This is a genomic window from Paenibacillus sp. FSL E2-0177, from assembly GCF_037992975.1.
GTDB lineage: Bacteria > Bacillota > Bacilli > Paenibacillales > Paenibacillaceae > Paenibacillus_AQ > Paenibacillus_AQ odorifer.
The window spans coordinates 955,455-973,771 of sequence record NZ_CP150307.1 but is presented as its reverse complement, the minus strand read 5'-3'; the positions used below and the strand labels follow the sequence as shown (position 1 = coordinate 973,771).

Sequence of the window (18,317 nt, the reverse complement as noted above, 5' to 3'; positions counted from 1 at the left end):
GCTCAGATATTTCACCTTCCCGCAGGCCGGCACGTCCAGCGCTTGTAATCGGATTAGTCTGATCTTGTCCTCTAACATGTTAATTCCTCCTTAGATATATGTTGATCCAACTCTGCCATCCACCGTAATGCAGTCATACTGGGAACAAAGAAATACTCCCCGCCTTTGGTGATTGAAAAACTTGGAATTTCTTTCATCCGGTGGCGAATAGGTTTGTCCGGAATGGTAAACATCCCTTCCCCCTCATTCTTACTGGTAATAGGGTCTTTCTCGGTTGACATGCCCGCGAAATTGCCTCCATTTAACCAATCGCTCTTGATAAACTCGAATTGGCGGGACAACGAGCTGCATATACCTGCAAAAATAAGGCCTCTATCCTGACCATCATCCTCCATTACACCTTTTGGCAGTATAGGGCCATACATCGTTGACCGCCGGAGCAACCGGTGAATGTTCACATTAACAACCGAATCCTGCAAGCTGTCTCGGGGAAATGCACGACGGATATGCGAGCTTACCGGACATTTCAACCCTTTATGATCATCCCCATACGTAAATGCGTTCCGTCGGCTGACATCTTCGCCCAGTGCCGGATCATCTGCTTCAGGAGCCAGACTTAAAGGGGCTCCGCTCGGCCATCTTCCTACCATTTTAGCGGCCAAAAGTTCTTCCTCTTCCCGATTATCCGCATGCTCCCGCAAATAACGACGGAAAGTCGCGACCCTCATATGCAATTTACGGAAACTGAGGTAACTTCCATTGTGGCCAAGTTCTGCCGGCTGTGGTCCCTGTGTTATAGTGCCGGATTCATTTAAATGCCCGAACAGGAATTCACCGGCTTTAATCTCCGCTTCCTGCCCCACCGCATTGGGTATATGGTTTCCTTCGATTCTCGGATTGCTGATTCCATCCATGAAGCCCAGATGAGTACGTCCGTCAGGATTCATTCCGACATCCAGCTGGTAAACGACGGATACACCATTCAGTTCGCAGTGGATTCGATGGGCCGCTTCTTCTGCTTGAAGCAGCGCTTCTTTGGTGGGCGCGAACAGAGCAAGCGCCACATCGACTTTGTCAGTACCCAGCGGGTCTTCCCAGTGCTCCGGGCTGCTTTCGTTTACATCCCCTAGCTTAGCTGCCCGGGCAGCCATGCCCTCCCGGAACTCCAGGTCGAAGCTGTTGAGTGACTCCTTGGGAATCCCCAGCTTCTGGAGTCCTTGATAGGTAAAACCAACGTTGACCCAAGCACCTTCGTGAGGATTATTCCACTGTCCGGCCGACGTCACTTCGTCGAGAAGCCGCTTCAGCATCACTTTCCCGTCCTGTTGATGATCGATAGACAGCAATACATAGGTTCCTACGTAGGGGGTAGGCCGTTCTTGTAAGACGATTCCTTGAATGTCATCATAATTCAGTTCTTCCGTTTCTGTACCTATGACGCTCACTCCTCCCTCGTCTTAAAGTTGTTTTCATAATATTAAAAACGGGTATTCTCTCATCCGTCTCTCGATCTAATTAAACTTAGCCCTAAATGGTTAATCAGGTTAACAGTCCTCCCCAACTAGACAATAACGGTACATTGTCTAAAAAATAGACACATCGTTAGATTTGTCTAAAATCGAGACAAAAAAAGAGATATTCCAAAACCGGACCGGCTTTAGAACATCTCTTATCTTCGACTAACCTCACAAATCATATTCATAGTTATCAAACTTGCCATCTGATGCGAAGACATATTCGCAGCTGTTCTCACCCCATCTAGCTATAACACTAAAGACGCGACCCGAAGTGGGAATATCACTGGTGGATGCTGGAGGGTTCACAAATTCATAATTCCCTTCGACGAGTGTTACAGGAACTTCTACAATTGGAAGCTGCGATTCATCAAAGCTCTCAGTTAGATAGGCCATCTTTACTGTGACTTCACTCGGTGCGTAATCTCCAAAGTCGACCTGCAGTTTCTCCCCTGGTTTCAAACGATGCAGCCCCGTTAGAAGCGTAGGTTCACTATGCCAAGCCGTATAGTAAAAGGAAGCCCGATCATAGTCCGCTCCATTCCAGCTCGTCTTTAGAATGACATAATTCTCTATAGCATCTGTACTATTCTCATGTGTAATGATAAGGGGCGATGGCTCAGCAGGGCTTTTGAAAGAGCTCTCGGATTTACTCATTATTCCTCCGCGTTCCCCAAGTACCACCGCACCAATGATAACTACTGCCAACAGCATCAATGAAATCAATAATATCCTTTTAGACTTATTCCTATGTTTGATAATAGCTCACGCCTTTCCTTAAACTTCTAAGCCTTCTTCCATTTAACACTTGATCATCAAGCCATGCAAGTAGGTAGCTGATGAATTATATAGCAAATCCAAGAGTTAACTCTCCTTCTATCATATTCTATTTCTATGAGGTGAATATAATCATTTTCACCACGACATTTGGGGTTGCGATCAGCAGAGAAAATGAAGCTTTCGGTTTTACAGCAGTAGATATTCCACCACCAGCGGCTGTCGCAACAGGTCAAATTCAGTACACAGCAGAGATCTTCACAAATACAGCTGCAACAGATCCCTTTAATAATGTCCAAGCCAGAAACTTTAGTGGCGTTGCAGCTGTGGGTAACTCCTAACATGAACATGTAGTGGGTGGGAAGCGAATTACCCCTTTAAAAACAGAAGCTCAACCAAAGGTACTGGTTGAGCTTCTGTTTATTCCCCAAATAATAGATCTAGAATCCGTTCATCCGCCTTTCGGTTCTTCCCTTTATAAGGATAACAATGAATATGAATCGCTGGATTAAAGTTAATCTCAATAACGCTATAGTTGGTATCATTGGCTTCTTCCTTGATGTCATCAATCATCATATCCACTCCACAAAAAGTGGCGCCCGCAGCTTTAGCCGCTTGAATCGCCAGAGCCTTATAACTTTCTGGGATCTCATCCGTAAAATCCAGGCTGTCACCACCCGTGCTAATATTAGAGTTCTCCCGAAGATAGATGACTTCGTTTAATGGAGGAATATCACTCCAAGCCTGAGCGTGGTTGTTCAAGAACATCGCTTCTGCTTCACCGATCTGAATTTTCTCAAGTGGAGTCTTGTACCCACGACCTCTTAACGGATCCTTATTCTTCTCGTGCACCAGTTGTTCAATCGTATGTACACCATCTCCAATCACATTTGCAGGAACCCGGTGCAATACTCCGACTACTTCATCACCCATGACAAGAAAACGATATTCTTTACCCGTCATGAATTCCTCTAGTAGCACTGTTCGATCAAACTCGAAGGCGATTTCGAAGGCTTTTTGATAATCTTCTTTAGAGAAGTCGTCTGTAAAAATAGTAATGCCGAGTCCAAAATTGGTTGATTTGGGCTTAATCACAATAGCCTTGTTACGGTAAGTGCCATGCGCATTCATTGCCTCTTCCAGATTTCGAAAAGCTTCTCCTGCGGGAACACGAATGACTTGCTGTTTAAGAACTTCTTTCGTAACGATCTTATTCTCCATGATTAATACCGTACTATAAGAATCAAGGGAGGTCTTCGTAGCTTGCTTAATATATTCTTTATGATCACCTTGCGTAAGAACTACAAAGTTCTCTTCCCGATCGATCAATTGAAACTTAATACCACGTTTAACCGCTGCCTTCAAAAGAAGCTGTGTAGATAGCTCCAGATCCTCATATCCCACAAAACGGTATCCATTCGCAAGACTTTTCTTAGCATATTGTTTAGCTTTATTCAGATGGTATTGTACAAAAGAGGATTGTTGAACTTCCGACTTCACAATAGCTGCAAAACTCCGGTCTGGCTCTACAATTTTATTCTTAGCTCCATGCAATACGTTCAAAAACACTTCATTCTCCGGGTTCAACAGTTGGATCATATCCTGCATCTCATGAATACAAGTTAATGCCTGCTGCTCCATCGTTGTACATGAATCCCCGTAATCATGCAAACATCCCTTTATTCCTTCCATGATTAGTTGATCATGATTAAGATTCGCCATTTTCTGATCCTCTACTCCGAACGGTTCGTCCTCCTTCAGCAGCATATACAGGATAAATAGATGAATGAAAATCATCGTTTCTTTGCCGATTCCTATTTTGTAGAGTGGATTCAGATCAATAAACCGAAGCTCCAAATAAGCTATCCCATCTTGCATCAGTTCCTCTAAAGGATGTTTGCCTCTTACTGTCTTCACTCTAACCGGACTATAAAACTCTTTTACACTTAATAATTCTTCCGATTCGATCAAAGCTTGTAAATCATGAACATAATCCTTTAACGAAGCAAAAGATACATAAAGAGGTTTTTCATTTCGATACCCACATTCGCTATTCCGCAGTGAATTCATATTCTGATAATAAAAGCTTTTGTCGTCATCTGTTTCCCCGCGAGCTACACATTGTTCCATATAAGTCTTATCAAAAACAGGGCTGGCGCCTGTTAAATAGATAAGAAGCCAACGGTACCGCAATAGGTTACGGGCTATTTTTAAGTAGATAGTGTCTTTGAATTCTTTAAAGCTCACCTGCTGATCTGCTATGTCATGAAGCTGTCTCAGAAATTGTTCATCAAAAGAGAAATTGTAATGGATTCCGCTCAGCAATTGTCTTTTGCGACCGTATTTGTCTGCTAGCTGATGTCTGTATTCATCCTCAATCGGATTACCCATCTTGGCAATGGGGATGTCCTGATCATTCGGTAGCCTCGGAGGATTACTACTTGGCCACAGATATTCTTCCTTGAGCTCAAGCGACACAATATCCTGCAGCGCCTCCAGAAAGTTATAAGTCTCATCAATAGAATCAAAAGAGGGGGTGACCATTTCAATTTGACTCTCTGAGAAGTCGGTTTGAATATACGGGTTCTCCATTTTGTTGCCAAAAGCTTTAGGATGTGGTGTCAGCGCAAGTCTTCCCTCTGGATCCACTCTGACATTTTCTTTTTCCAGTCCAAATTCGCCGTGAAAAAGCTCCTTATTCAAATGGTTATCCCTTAGAAGCTCTATGAGTTTACGATTTAATAAAGCCATTTCAACGATCATCCTTTGCTTAGTAGTTTATCTGCTGTTTGTTCATTTTGAATAAAGATCTATTAAACCAGAATACAAGAATAACCCCTTTAAACACACTGCTTAGAGCAATCGACATCCACACCCCATTCAAGCCAAAAGGTTCGGATAAAATCAAGGCTAGTGGAATTCGCAGTGCAGTAAATATAATACTGAAGATTGGCGGGATATGAGTTTGGCCAATGCCGTTAAAAGCACCTACAGTCATCAATTCCATACACATAAATAATTGTGAGTAGCCAATGATGCGCATATAATCAGTGCCTAATTCCAGGCTTGTCTGATCTGATAAAAACAAGGAAAATAGCTGCTGCGGGAACGCAATAAATATTAGCGATATGATCACGCCAAAGATGGAGGTTAAGATCAAAGCCTTACGATATCCCTGCCCTATACGGTCCAATCGGCGTGCTCCATAATTTTGACCAAAAAAGGCAGCAATAGCTCCCTGTAGTCCTCCAATAGTCATATAAGAAATAGATTCAATTTGAATCCCTACTTTTTGCACCGCAATCGCATCCGCCCCAAAACGTACAATGATCTTAGCAATGACGATCGATATGAGCGTAAAGGTGACCCGTTGGATTGTGATCGGAAGTCCCATACGGATTACTTCTTTCATTTGACGACTGTCCCATGCTGATGTGTTCGAAATGATTTCTGACTTTCTTGTCTTTATGATAAAAAGAGCCGTAACTAAGATGTTCGCTGTCAATGTTGCCGTGGCTGCCCCCGCTACTCCCCAACCTTCAAAACTGCCCCAGCCAAAAATTAAAAATGGATCAAGGACGATATTAACCATAAGACCAACGGAGTAGATCTGAAACGGTTGTTTACTATTTCCCATCGAGTTTAAGAGTGTGGCAAACAGAGTATTTACGATGGAAAATACCGTCCCGAAGATCGAAATCACTAAAAATTGTCGTGCCATCCGTTCAACTTCATCACTTCCAAGATCAAAAAAACCAATCAACTGATTGTTGGTCAACAGAACTAAACTCATATAGAGAAGTCCTAATAAAATAGACATCGCAAACCCGTTTTTCATATAAGATTTAGCCTTCTCTATCTGGCCAGATCCCATACAAAACGCAACCTTAATCCCTGTACCGATCGTAATCATAGTCGACAATGCAATCGCTAGATTAATGAAAAAACTCGCCGTGCCAATCGCGGCAACAGGACCACTTCCCAATCTTCCAACCCAAATCATATCGACGAGGCCATAGGTTGTGGAGATGAAATTCGTCGCAATAATGGGAAGCGTTAATTTCATTAAGGTAGGCATAATAGGACCCTGAGTCAAATCATTCATGCCCTGAAATTCCTTCAAATCTAAAAACACCTTCTTCATCTGATTTTCAGATTTATTATATAACCAAACACTTATATAATCAATTTATTATATTTGAGCAATCTACTCAGAACTCCTAAAAAGTATATAAATTGTGTAGACATCAAAAGACAGTTCCTAGTGCACAAAATGTGCCCAACGGAACTGTCTTTTTTTCGTAATTAAAATTTCTTTTGTTTTTCAGTCGAAAAGCTATTGAAAATGGAATATTGTTCGTTTACAATAAAACCAATAAAAAGTTCTATAATTATAGAACTAATTAATGTTTCAGTAACCTAACCAAAGGATGGAGAAGCTCATGGAATATAAAGTAGAAGTCGATTTTGCCCCCATGTATGAATGTGTGAACAGTATGACTGCTTTTCTAAGCAAGCAGAACCATACTGCTATGGATTCCGGTAAGCTCTGGGTACGTGAAGTCCAAGCAAGATTTGCCCCGATGTTGCTTCGTAAAATGCAAGAGGTCGTTAAGAAACTTGATGATTTCAGTTTGGCTCCCTACATTTGGTCTTCACCGGGCGAGCGTTCGGTAGACGGCTTTTTGAATTGGTTCGATGGTTTATCTTCGGGTGAACTGTATGAAATATCTGGACGTTTCGGCCAATCGGTTCCCTCTAATCTTTCCGAGCTAAGGGACACTGCCTCTGACATCCTGCGCGAATGGAACGCGGGTTACTTCAATGGAATCGACCCTAATATCCTCAAAGGGCTTGAACAGGAAGCCGAGGCAAGACGAACGACACTGAATGGGAACAATGATATGGAAGTCTTTGAAGCAGCAACCGATGGAATGCGCCTCTATCCAACCGAACGTCTGAAGCAGGTCATTATCATTCCGCAATATCATGCCCGCCCACTGGTCACCACCTCTATGTTTGATGAATTCGTGTTCACTAGCTACTCTTGTGATGTTCTCCCTCCGGAAGCTGGCCGGCCTGCTCCAGCACTACTTCGCCTTACCCGGGCACTCTCGGATGAGACGCGGCTGTATATCCTTCGTCTGCTTACAGGCAAGCAGTTGAATTTCACGGAAATCGTGCGGGAAGTCGGACTTTCTAAAAGTACAATCCACTACCATCTGATCGCGCTGCGCGCAGCAGGGCTGGTCATTGTCCATACCAACGTTAAAAGCACATCGTACAGCCTGCGATTGGAAGCCTTAAATGGGCTACCGCAGCAGATTGGGTCGTATTTGGAGAATTAAGCATAAACGCTTTAAGCGTCCTTATAAGGACGCTAAGCGTATATGCGAGAAAAATAAGAAAGGAGCGAACAGGCTATGATAAAACGCAGCTATTATGGTTTACTCTCAACCATAACTTTAAGTGCTTTTGGGGATGCTTTTGGCTTGTTGGCTATGGAATGGCTCGTCTATGAGCTGACGGGTTCCAAACTAGCGATGGGAGCACTCGCGCTCAGCTCCGGCATACCTGAGCTGCTGCTGCGCTTGCTGGGCTCGCCGCTGTCCGACCGACTCCACCGGGTACGCTTTATGGCCTGCTTGGCAGCCATTCGCCTGCTGGCTATAGCATTACCGCTTGGCATGGGTCTGGCTGGCCAACTGCAGCTGTGGCATCTGTTTGTCGCCGCTGGTCTCAGCGGAGCCTGCGCCGCCCTGTTCATGCCAACAGCCATGGCTGTTATCCCCGGCGTTGCCGATAGCCGGAAGCTGGTGCGGGCTTTTGCTATCATCGATGGCAGCAAAAGTGCAGCAGTCTTGCTGGGCCCCGCCCTGGCTGGGGCGTTGACCGCTGCCAGTGGAGCGCTGCCAGCCCTTAGCATCAACATGTTATGTTACGTTGCGGCCATCACTACCTTGCTGTGCCTGCAGAAGCTACCCAAGCCCTCTCCAGCTCCAGGCCGTTTCTCCATTACCGTCTACGTTCGCGAAATTGCTGAGGGCTTTACCTTCTATAAACAGTTCCCCGCCATGCTTACGATAATGATGATGGCCTCTATTAGTAATCTAAGCTCAATTGCCGTCTGGACCATGATGGTTCCTTTTGTACGCGAAGTGCTCCACCGTGATGCGACGACGATGGGCACACTTAGTACAGTTTTCGCACTTGGAACCTTAGTCGGGCTAAGCGTCATTTCCATGATAGGGGAAATTAAAAAGAGGCGGTTTGTCATGCTCGGAAGTCTGGGGACCATCGGTTTAGTTACAACATTATGGGGGTTATTTCCTAGTTTTTCTTTTGCTCTCGCCGCCGTATTCGCCACCGGAACGATAGGTCCCTTCTTCGGCTCCTTAAGCTCTTCACTCCATGGACGTCTGGTTCCGAGCAATCTGCAAGGAAGAGTCAACTCCATCCGTTTTTTAATCGGTGGCGGTTTACAGCCTTTTGGTGCTTTTGCCGGCGCCGCGATTGCTGAACTCTATGGTGTGCCTGCGCTTTTTGTCATCGCCGGCTTGCTTCCAATGCTCTGCGCCAGCGCAGCCTTGCTGCTCCCCGGACTCAAAACACTGGACGGCGACCTCTCCACACTTGAAGCCACTCATAGGCAGCCCGATGCCGGGGTTCCCCCGCACAAAGTTGTTGCTGAACGTTAAGTGAATCAAAAAAACAGGCGATACCGGATACCGGAACATCGCCTGTTTTTATAAGTTTTCACCTAGGAGCATCGCTACTAGGTATATTCTCTTTTCAGTGGCTTGTCACAGTGGCCTGATTCGTAGCCACTAGTTCCCCTCCCCCTTCCGCTAAAAACTGAAGCGGGAGGCGCTGAGCCTTTAGTTTGTATTTGTGTTTGTGTGTTGGTGTTTTGGAATTCGCGCTGATAGCAGCGGAGAGAACGGACTGATTGTGGAAAAGCGGAGCGTCCGCCAGCGTAAAAAGCGCACAAACCTCCAAAAGCTAATACCAAGAACCTAAGGCTCAATCAACCCATATTTCGTTTTTATCCGATCCAACTTCTCAATCATAGGATTAGCAATAAAAAACAAAAACACCACCGTCGAGATCGCATGCACCATATCAAACCAAAAACCTGAAATATAAGTGGTCATTAAAGCCGGCCATGAGAACTCTGAAGTGAACATCATCAGCGAGCCTATATTGATAATGCCTCCGTATACGAAAAACGTCGCTAAGCCTCCGAATATACACAGCGACAGCTTATTCTTTTTAAGCAGACCCTTCTTGAAGAAAATGCCCGCCAGGAAGCCAATGATGCCAAAACAAAACATTTGCCAAGGCGTCCAAGGCCCCTGCCCAAAGAAGAAATTCGAGACAAAGCCTGCAACAGCGCCAACCAGAAACCCTGCCTCCGCACCCAAGCTTACCCCTGCGATGATGACAATAGCAACCACTGGCTTAAACTGCGGCAACATAAAAAAGGCTGCGCGTCCCGCCACGGCAATGGCTGCTAACACCGCTATAACGATCAGCTCCCTCGCCTGCGGCTTCCGGTTCTCGAATACCATCGCAAAAGGAATCATCGTATAGATAACAATTAATAGACTGATAAAATAATACTTCCGATCATTTAGCATAAAGATGCCTAATAAAATCGTAGCTGGAATGACTATGAGGATTAGTAGTGCCGCTAATAAAGTTCGACGACTCAAACGACGATCCGTTATCTGCTTCTTTGACATAAATCAATCACACCCTCTATCGTTACTCCCTCATTCCATACATGACGCGCCATACGGTTGGCGGCCGTTGTATAGAAGCTGTTTCCCGCAAAAAACTTCTGTGCTTCATTCGTAGTGATGATACTTCCATCAAAAAACATGGCGCAGACCTCAGCGTATTTGGCACAAAATTCAACATCATGCGAGACCATTACAATAGTAACGCCTTCGGCATTGAGCTTTTGCAGGAATACGGCTAGCTTCTCTTTGAAGGGTCCATCCAGTCCTTTGGTCGGTTCATCCAACAGCAGAATCTTTGGTTCTAACAAAAGCACCTTCGCCAACGCTGCACGCTGTTGTTCTCCCCCGCTGAGATCATACGGATGCATGGAGAGGAGATGTTCCAGTTCTGCGAACTTTACCACAGCTTCAACTCTGGCGGTTTTTTCTTCCTTCGTCAAAGAGAGCTGGGATAACATTTCATATAAATCTAGCTCGACTGTTTTTTTCACAAATAAGGTTTGCGGATTTTGCGGGAGGATGCCCAGATTGTTAGTAAACAACGCTTTGGCATTCATCTTCGCAGGGTTGTTCCCACCGATTAGAACTTTCCCTCTGTATGGCTGAAGGATCCCGCTCATCAGCGACAGCGTCGATGTCTTCCCTGTTCCATTCCCGCCAACAATACAATAAAATTGCCCTTGCTTCACTTCAAACGACAAATCTTTAATGATATCCGGTCCATTTTTATCATATTTAAACCATACGTCCTTAAACTTTATGACTACAGGGCCGGCCTCTTTCGTGCTAGGCTGAGTTTCTGCCATCGTTGCAGGAGTCTTACCCTTTAGAAAAGCATCCAACCATTGGCGCCCTTCCTTCACAGTCACAGGCCACGCTAAGTCATGATCTACTCCTGCAACAATCTGCATCGGTGAGGGCATGGACAGAAACATCGGATGGTTCAGCTTACTTAAAGCCTCGCCCACCTTTTGCGGGGTATCATCGGCGATCACAACTCCCTCATTCAGCACAATCAACCGATCTGTAAGCGGAAGAACATCCTCTAGACGATGCTCGGTCATGATCACGGTTGTTCCCAGCTCACGATTTATTTTTTTGACCGTCTCCAGAAAATCGGAAGCCGCAATAGGATCTAGCTGGGAGGTAGGCTCATCGAGGATTAGAATCGAGGGATGCATAGCCATTATGGAGGCTAAGTTAAGCAGCTGCTTCTGGCCGCCTGATAACTCAGTCACACTTTTATGAAACCAGGTCTGGATCCCAAAAAAACTGGCCATTTCCGCCACACGCAGACGAATAGTAGAATGATCATACCCCAAACTCTCCAGCCCAAAGGCAAGCTCATGCCATACTTTATCTGTCACTATTTGATTGTCCGGACTTTGGAGTACATAACCAATTTCCGCTGCCTGCGTTCTTTGATCGATCTCCTCTACAGGTTGACCCTTATAATAAATTGCCCCTTGGCGATTGCCATGTGGGGTTAGAATTGTTTTCAGTTGTCTAAGCAGAGTGCTTTTGCCACAGCCTGACTTTCCACAAATAGTAATGAAGTCTCCACTTTCAATCGTTAGATTAATATTCGAAAGAGCCACTTGCTCTTGTTCAGGAAAAGTAAAGCTTAGTTCTTCGATTCGATAGATTTCCATTTCATTGCCTCCACCATATTGATGAGCACTGGGATCATACATAACGCAAAATAAGCGATATATATAAGAATACTAAAAGGCGTAATTGCGCTCGCTTTAATCGACGGATAGAATCTCATGGTGTTCTCACCCATCACTGCCCCTACGGCTACCAGCGCAATTAAGCCTGTCATGATCAAGAGGGCTACTTTGTCTCGGGCATCTAACCGAAAGATAGAAAAGCTTGTACGGCCCGGCAATCCATACCCTCTCGATCTCATGGAATCCGCTGTCTCAATCGCATTTTCCAAAGCCCAGGTGGTCATAATGGAGAGGATCGTAATGCCATTCCGCGCACGCGCGAGGAGATTTCCCTGTGAGACATCCCGGCCTATACATTTTTGAGCATTAGAAATCACCTTGATTTGCGCTAAATATCTAGGAACAAAACGAAGCACCATCGAAAAAATCAACGACAGTGCCGGCAGTATTTTTCCGAATATATAAATAAACTTATCCGAGGTCATCACGACGTTATAACAGGAGAACCAAATAATTACCGTCACAAACATACACGCCGCTGCCACGCCATAAAGAATCGATTCCTTCGTAATAGGGTTCCCGTTGTTTAAATAGAACAAGATCGTTACCCCTTGGTGATTAAAAACAGGATTCATCACTGCCATAAATAGCAAAAAAGGAATCATGTAAAGCAGATTAAATCGGATGCCCTTTTTTCCTTTTAACATAATTGAGTAGGCTACAGCACTAATAAGGGCAATCACTTGAAATATAGGATGCATGAACACCATGCTAAACAGTAATACAACAACAAAATATAGAAAATTCACAAACGGATGAAAGGTAGAAAAGCTATCCTTCATTATTTCTGAGCTCCTCCTGTGGCTACATAACCACCCACATCTCGACCTAGATCACAAGTGTATACCCAATCAATGACATCGCCATCTTTGAGAACATAGCGGCTACTGCCGTAGTTAGGGAACCAGCCATTTACTTTGTACATCCATCCACTGAGCTCTCCAGCATCGAATTCATACAGATTATTTATACCTTCAATATAATTACTGTTATAGATCGGCGTCATACTGAATTCCATATGGATTTTATTCTTTTTCATTTCTCTTAGTAAAACATCAAACACAGACTCACCTTCATAAAAAGTTACCTTCTGCGCTTTATAAATGATACCATCTGCCGGCAATACTTCAAGCTTATCCTGATTAAAAATATCCATGTTATCTAAAATTGTTGCCGCTGAGACGGACAAGGTAGCCGTTAATTGCTTCTTCTTATCTACCGTTGCATCTTGCCATTCCACTGGTTTAGGTTTCCCGCTTGGCACTGGATCGGTAAGAAATTTATCCTTTTTCGGTTCCTGCTTGGTTTCTGTTGTCGCTACTTTTGAATCAGGTTTTGTTACGGGTTTTGCCGTCGCTTTCGTTTCCGGCACGGACGTTTTAGCCGCTTTCGGCATTGCGGTCGGTTGCTTCGTTGCAGCAGGTTTTGTTGTTGCGACCGGTGTTACAACTTCTGTTGGTGCTGCAGTTCCTGTTGGTGTTACAGCTTCCGTTGGTGTTGCCGATTCATTTGGTTTTAGGGTTTCAATGGGCTTAGCTGTTTCACTTGGCGTAGCTGACGGTGTTATCTCTGTTGTCTCGGTAGCGATTGCCTCAGTGGGTTCAACATCATCATTTGTTGCGGAAGCAGTGTTCTCTGGCTCTATAACCTGTGTCTCAACGCTACTATTTGCGACCTTGTTTGGGCTCTTCTGGTAATCCCCGCCCCAAAAGAAGGCGATAGCCAATACACCTATGATTAGTATCGCGGTTAACCATTTCTTCTTGTTCATTTCTCTAGTCCCACCTTAAATAATAAGCAAGGGTATACACGCTACCCTTGCTTATCTCTCTAAATAAAATTCTATTTGACGTCAGTCATATCATAAAGACGTGTCTGGCCATTAACGAGCCGATCATAGGAAACCAGTGCATACATCGCCTGATCCGTAGCCATAAGATCTACTTCTCCTGGTTGCGCGCCTCCATTGCCTACTCCACCCTGCTTCACGTGATAAAAGCCACCTTCAGGTGCAGCAAAACTAAGCAATGCGTCTACTGCGGAATGTCCATTTTTAATAAATCTGGAATCCTTATGCGGGTCAATACCAAGGCCAGTTAAAGCTACAATCACCTGAGCGATGCTTTCGGAATTTGTAGATTCCCAGCTTGCAAAACCACCGTCTGCAGTCTGTGTTTTGGATAACCAAGCAATCCCCCGGTCCACAGCAGCTGTTACTTTGGCGTTGGTTTTGTAATAAGGCGTTAAGCCTTGAATGACCATCCCCGTGATATCTGGATCAGCCGCTGTAGCATTACTGCCTAGTGCCCATCCACCACCGCTGATCTCTCTGCCCAAAATATAATCAATGAGCCTCTCTCTAGTCGTCTGCGTCTTTACATCCTTAACCACTGGAATGTCGTAATGATTACTGTCCAGTGCAATGAGAGCAAACACAGGTCCGTTAATACCTTGCTTAATTACAGTATCAAAATCCGCGAGCGGTTCCAGTAGGTTATAACCCGCCACTTTATCAATATTTTTGTTGATTGAAGTTAATGCCAAAATAACTCTATCATATTCCGTATATTTTACGCTATGCAGCTTCCCAGCTTTTTCTTTAAGAGTTGCTTCTACATTCGCGTAGTACTTAGTGTAATAACTATCTGGAACCTTCACGCCTGAACGAGCCAGCCCGAACACTGTCCAGTCCCCGCCAACCGAGGAGATAACCGGGTTTGTTACTGTTTTTTGCAAAAAGGCAGCTGTGTTCTGAATATAAGAACTAACTGCTTTATTCTGAATAGTCGGACTAACCACTTTGTTCCCACTCTTATAATCATGGGTTCTAGTAGCTACAACAGCCGCCATTTCTCTAGTTACAAGCTCTTTAGGTTTAAATTGATTATCATCACCTAACATCAAACCAGTCGCAACAACGGTCTCTACATCTGCTTTGGCCCATGCCGATACGGTGTTGATATCTTTAATCGCTGTTCCTGGCTTCGTCGCCGGGATGGCCAATGCTCTGACGATAATTGCTGCCATCTGCTCACGAGTAATCTTGTCATTTGGCTTAAATTCATTATTAAAGCCTGTGATTAGACCTGCCTTATGCGCAGCATTCACATATGGATAGAACCAATCACCTAGAGCGACATCCTTATAGGTAATACCTTTATCACTCTTAATATCAAGTTCTAATGCAGAAACAAGAATCTTAGTGAACTCCGCTCTTGTGATATAAGCTTTCGGATTCACCTGACCATTATTACCTTGGATATATCCTTTTACTGTAGCTGTTTCAATCGCTGAATAAGCCCAGGAAGAGATCTTATCAGCATCTGTATACAGTTGTTTAATATCATTTGTCTGGTTAGGATCCTTAGGAGTCACTGTTGGAGATGGACTCACATTTGGATCAACGCCGGCTTCCGGATTAGTTCCCCCACCAGGAGCAGGAGCAGGAGTAGCACCAGGCTTAGGCGTTGGGGTTGGGGTTGGGCTCATAGTTGGTATCGGTGCATTTAGATCCACACCCAAATTCGTAGTATAACGCCACTGAATTCTGTCCCCGGAACTTAGGTCATATGAAGATGCTCCATAATTAGGATATTTCCCATTCACATTATACATCCATCCACTGCCGCTGCCATGGTCAAATTCCCCATCACCAGCTATGGATTCAACATATACACTTCCAAAGTCACTGTTCCAGGAATCTCTATAGTCGATACCGCGGCTATCCAGCACTCTTTTTAGTACAGACCACACTGTGTCACCAGATTGGAGCTCTACCTGTACAGATGGAACAACATATCCCTTATTAATCGTAAGCTTATCCACGGACAGGATTACATATGGTTTCGATGGAGTGGTTCCGCCACCATTGTTGCCGCCATTGTTGCCGCCATTTCCTTCACCATTTCCGCTACCACCGTCGCCATTACCATTACCACCGTCGCCGCCAGGTGTTTGTACTGCACTGGAAGCATACGCAATGTAGTCAGTGAAGTGATTGGTTTTTACAATTAAGTCATTTCCACTATCATAGGCATACTCAGACTTACCGCTTGCAAAACCTAAGTCATCACTTGCAAATTTTTGAATGGCATGAGGGGTGCCATTTTGAATATAAGCAGCTTCTTTTCCTTTAAGGTCCTTAAAGGTTAACGTAATAAATTGACTGAATTCTACTCTTGCACTACCACCCATGGAAAATGCTTGAAGAATGTTATCAAGCTTCTTGTCCCCAGGAATAATCTGATTCACACTATCTTTTAGTGCAGATTCTGCACCGGTTAAAGCTGAAATCAGTTCAATCGCAGAGGCATCCCCACTTGTAACTTTTGCACCCTTAGGAATGACTACAGATACGTTACCTTTTATGGCCTCTATCTGAGGAAGGTCGCTGTTACTTGGTAAATTGACACTAACCTTCGATTGATTTTCTTCCGAAATAGCTACTGTGATTTCTTTGTTGCTATCTCCAGTGCTGATCGGAACGATATAATCATTAGCGTCATTTGGGATTTCAACTTTCGGGTTCTCCCCAGAAGGTAACGGAAGTTCTTTCGGACCCTCTGGTTGCCCAGGCCCCGGTTCTTCTGGTTGTTCCAGTTGCACATCATTCATATCAAAGAGACGGTTGCTATGATTGATCAGACGATCATAGGACACAAGTGCATACGTACCTTGGTCCGTTGCCATATTGTCTACTTTGCCTGTGAGGATATGCTTAAATCCACCCTCAGGTGCAGCAAAGCTAAGTAATGCATCAATAAGCGAATTTCCACTTTTAACAAATCTAGCGTCCGTGTGCGGATCTACGCCTACACCAGTTAAGGCTACAATTACCTGCGAGATACTCTCGCTGCTAGTGCTTCCCCAGCTTGTAAATCCGCCTTGATTGTTTTGGTTATCGGACAGCCATTGGATGGCCCGATCCACGGCGGCTTTTACATCATCACGGGATGCATAATAAGGTGCAAGAGCTTGCATCGCCATCGCAGTCATATCGACATCGGCTTTAGTTACGCCTAATGCCCAGCCACCAGCTTCTGCTGTACCTTTTTTAACCTCTTTATCTAAAATATACTGAACTAGTTTTTCTCTTGTGGTCTGTTCTGTAACTCCATCAACTACAGGAATCTCATAGTTATGGCTATCTAGCGCAATCAGAGCAAAAATCGGACCATTATTGCCTTGCTTTTGGATATATTGATAATCAGCGAGTGCTTTTCTCAGATCATATCCCGCAACATTTGTGATATCTTTTCCGATAGAGGTAAGTCCTAATATTGCTCTGGAATTCTCTGTGCTTTTATTGGCGTCGAGTTTTCCATCCTCTTTAATGATTGATGCTATTTTCGTTGCTACATTGTTGTAATAAAGATCGTAATAACCGTTAGGTACTGTATAGTTCGCCCGGGCCAGAGAAAGGATTGACCATTCTCCACTGCCAGTTCCAAACGTTGGATTCTTTACAGTATTTAAAATATAAGCAAGGTTTTTATCTAACTGTTGTTTGACGGCAACTGTAGTTTCCAGTTTGTAAGTAACCTGATAAGTTACATTTGTTTTGTTTCCAGCTCCGTCAAGAGCCGTTACAGTAATTGCATTACTGCCTGAATTCAGAGTAGCTTTGTACTCCCCATTTGCAGGTGATAAAGTAACTCCATTCAGCTTCACTTCTGGAGTAATGTCACTATATACATTGTCTGTGACAGCTACTTTGAAGCTTATTTCTTTATTGGATACTTCCTGTTTATCTTGTATGCCACTTACTGTAATAACAGGGGGTTCTATGTCTAATGCATTATTAAGACCGACAAGCGCATGATCTACACTTATTTGAGAGCTTGCCATGTTTTCGAGCACGGAATAGGCTTCATAAACTGCCGATTGCACTACTGGTCTGTCCAAAATAGTTTCTTTATTAGGGGCACTGTTAATCTCGGCGATTTCCGCAGTTAAAGCATCCTTATTGGCAAGTTGAACTGGGATTTCCCCCCAGCCGCCAAGATCAGAACCATAGCCATAAGTGGTGAACTGAGTTCGAATGATGTCACCGTCTTGAGGCTTATAATCGGTCATCCCAAACGGAGGAAACACATTATTTACTGCATACATCCAACCCGACATGGAGGTGTAGTCAAACTGACTTAACCACTCTGAGTCTGCTTTAGTGCCGACTGTATTCCCATCGGCTGAAATCATATCTAAAATATATTGTGGAATATTGACTTCGCTTCTGCCACTATCTTTAACTTCTGATAAATAAAAACCACTATCTATATTTCCTAAATATCTATAATTCCCATCACCTAGCGCACGTGTTATTAAAGATGCGCCATTATCGCCTTCATAAATCGGAACTTTAATAGGTTCCTTAATATACCCTTGGCCTAAGGTGAATTTCTCCACGGATACAGATACATACCCTTTAAGGGTAGAGCTTGCTCCATCTGCTTGAGCCGGGATTACACTTGTAGAGAATGTCGTAATAAATACAGCTACAATAAGTAACCACGCTAAAAACTTATTTTTCTTCATTTTTCCATAACCCT

General features: G+C 44.1%; 12 protein-coding genes. 3 read left to right on the top strand and 9 right to left on the bottom strand.

What is annotated here, in order from left to right:
- Positions 1 to 71 precede the first annotated feature (71 nt).
- A complete protein-coding gene (locus tag MHI25_RS04345; RefSeq protein ID WP_340395040.1) occupies positions 72 to 1,445 on the bottom strand; it encodes a Dyp-type peroxidase in 1,374 nt (457 codons plus the stop codon).
- 240 nt (positions 1,446 to 1,685) lie between these two features.
- The gene (locus tag MHI25_RS04340) at positions 1,686 to 2,240 is read right to left on the bottom strand and encodes a hypothetical protein (RefSeq protein ID WP_280753824.1); all 555 of its coding nucleotides are present in this window, start codon (positions 2,238 to 2,240) and stop codon (positions 1,686 to 1,688) included.
- Positions 2,241 to 2,413: 173 nt separating this feature from the next.
- Between MHI25_RS04340 and MHI25_RS04335 the strand changes: the two genes are divergently transcribed.
- The gene (locus MHI25_RS04335; RefSeq protein WP_076185085.1) at positions 2,414 to 2,632 is read left to right on the top strand and encodes a hypothetical protein; all 219 of its coding nucleotides are present in this window, start codon (positions 2,414 to 2,416) and stop codon (positions 2,630 to 2,632) included.
- A 79-nt stretch (positions 2,633 to 2,711) separates the two neighbouring features.
- On the opposite strand, the gene gshAB is transcribed toward MHI25_RS04335, so the two are convergent.
- On the bottom strand, positions 2,712 to 5,042 hold the full coding sequence (gshAB, locus tag MHI25_RS04330; RefSeq protein WP_340395039.1) for a bifunctional glutamate--cysteine ligase GshA/glutathione synthetase GshB: 2,331 nt from the start codon (positions 5,040 to 5,042) through the stop codon (positions 2,712 to 2,714).
- A gap of 19 nt (positions 5,043 to 5,061) precedes the next feature.
- Complete coding sequence (locus tag MHI25_RS04325) at positions 5,062 to 6,435, bottom strand: MATE family efflux transporter (RefSeq protein WP_340395038.1); 1,374 nt, start codon at positions 6,433 to 6,435, stop codon at positions 5,062 to 5,064.
- 298 nt (positions 6,436 to 6,733) lie between these two features.
- On the opposite strand from MHI25_RS04325, the gene MHI25_RS04320 reads away from it, so the two are divergent.
- Complete coding sequence (locus MHI25_RS04320) at positions 6,734 to 7,639, top strand: winged helix-turn-helix domain-containing protein (protein ID WP_340395037.1); 906 nt, start codon at positions 6,734 to 6,736, stop codon at positions 7,637 to 7,639.
- Between the two features lie 75 nt (positions 7,640 to 7,714).
- The gene (locus tag MHI25_RS04315) at positions 7,715 to 8,989 is read left to right on the top strand and encodes an MFS transporter (RefSeq protein ID WP_340395036.1); all 1,275 of its coding nucleotides are present in this window, start codon (positions 7,715 to 7,717) and stop codon (positions 8,987 to 8,989) included.
- 318 nt (positions 8,990 to 9,307) lie between these two features.
- On the opposite strand, the gene MHI25_RS04310 is transcribed toward MHI25_RS04315, so the two are convergent.
- The 5 genes from MHI25_RS04310 to MHI25_RS04290 form a co-directional block, all read right to left on the bottom strand.
- Positions 9,308 to 10,036, bottom strand: a complete 729-nt coding sequence (locus MHI25_RS04310) for an ECF transporter S component (RefSeq protein WP_340395035.1) — start codon at positions 10,034 to 10,036, stop codon at positions 9,308 to 9,310.
- Positions 10,018 to 11,688, bottom strand: coding sequence for an energy-coupling factor transporter ATPase (locus MHI25_RS04305; protein ID WP_340395034.1), 1,671 nt, complete (start codon positions 11,686 to 11,688; stop codon positions 10,018 to 10,020). Before MHI25_RS04305 ends, MHI25_RS04310 begins: the two co-directional genes overlap by 19 nt.
- A complete protein-coding gene (locus MHI25_RS04300; protein WP_076130087.1) occupies positions 11,661 to 12,551 on the bottom strand; it encodes an energy-coupling factor transporter transmembrane component T in 891 nt (296 codons plus the stop codon). Before MHI25_RS04300 ends, MHI25_RS04305 begins: the two co-directional genes overlap by 28 nt.
- Entirely contained in the window at positions 12,551 to 13,540 is a 990-nt protein-coding gene (locus tag MHI25_RS04295; RefSeq protein WP_340395033.1) for a DUF4430 domain-containing protein, read from the bottom strand. Before MHI25_RS04295 ends, MHI25_RS04300 begins: the two co-directional genes overlap by 1 nt.
- A 71-nt stretch (positions 13,541 to 13,611) precedes the next feature.
- Positions 13,612 to 18,303, bottom strand: coding sequence for an S-layer homology domain-containing protein (locus MHI25_RS04290; RefSeq protein WP_340395032.1), 4,692 nt, complete (start codon positions 18,301 to 18,303; stop codon positions 13,612 to 13,614).
- Positions 18,304 to 18,317 lie beyond the last annotated feature (14 nt).

Excerpts from the sequence above, each read along its gene's own strand:
- gshAB (WP_340395039.1), bottom strand. The coding sequence starts at position 5,042 with ATGGCTTTATTAAATCGTAAACTCATAGAGCTTCTAAGGGATAACCAT.
- MHI25_RS04325 (WP_340395038.1), bottom strand. The coding sequence starts at position 6,435 with ATGAAGAAGGTGTTTTTAGATTTGAAGGAATTTCAGGGCATGAATGAT.
- MHI25_RS04320 (WP_340395037.1), top strand. The coding sequence starts at position 6,734 with ATGGAATATAAAGTAGAAGTCGATTTTGCCCCCATGTATGAATGTGTG.
- MHI25_RS04315 (WP_340395036.1), top strand. The coding sequence starts at position 7,715 with ATGATAAAACGCAGCTATTATGGTTTACTCTCAACCATAACTTTAAGT.
- MHI25_RS04310 (WP_340395035.1), bottom strand. The coding sequence starts at position 10,036 with ATGTCAAAGAAGCAGATAACGGATCGTCGTTTGAGTCGTCGAACTTTA.
- MHI25_RS04305 (WP_340395034.1), bottom strand. The coding sequence starts at position 11,688 with ATGGAAATCTATCGAATCGAAGAACTAAGCTTTACTTTTCCTGAACAA.
- MHI25_RS04300 (WP_076130087.1), bottom strand. The coding sequence starts at position 12,551 with ATGAAGGATAGCTTTTCTACCTTTCATCCGTTTGTGAATTTTCTATAT.
- MHI25_RS04295 (WP_340395033.1), bottom strand. The coding sequence starts at position 13,540 with ATGAACAAGAAGAAATGGTTAACCGCGATACTAATCATAGGTGTATTG.
- MHI25_RS04290 (WP_340395032.1), bottom strand. The coding sequence starts at position 18,303 with ATGAAGAAAAATAAGTTTTTAGCGTGGTTACTTATTGTAGCTGTATTT.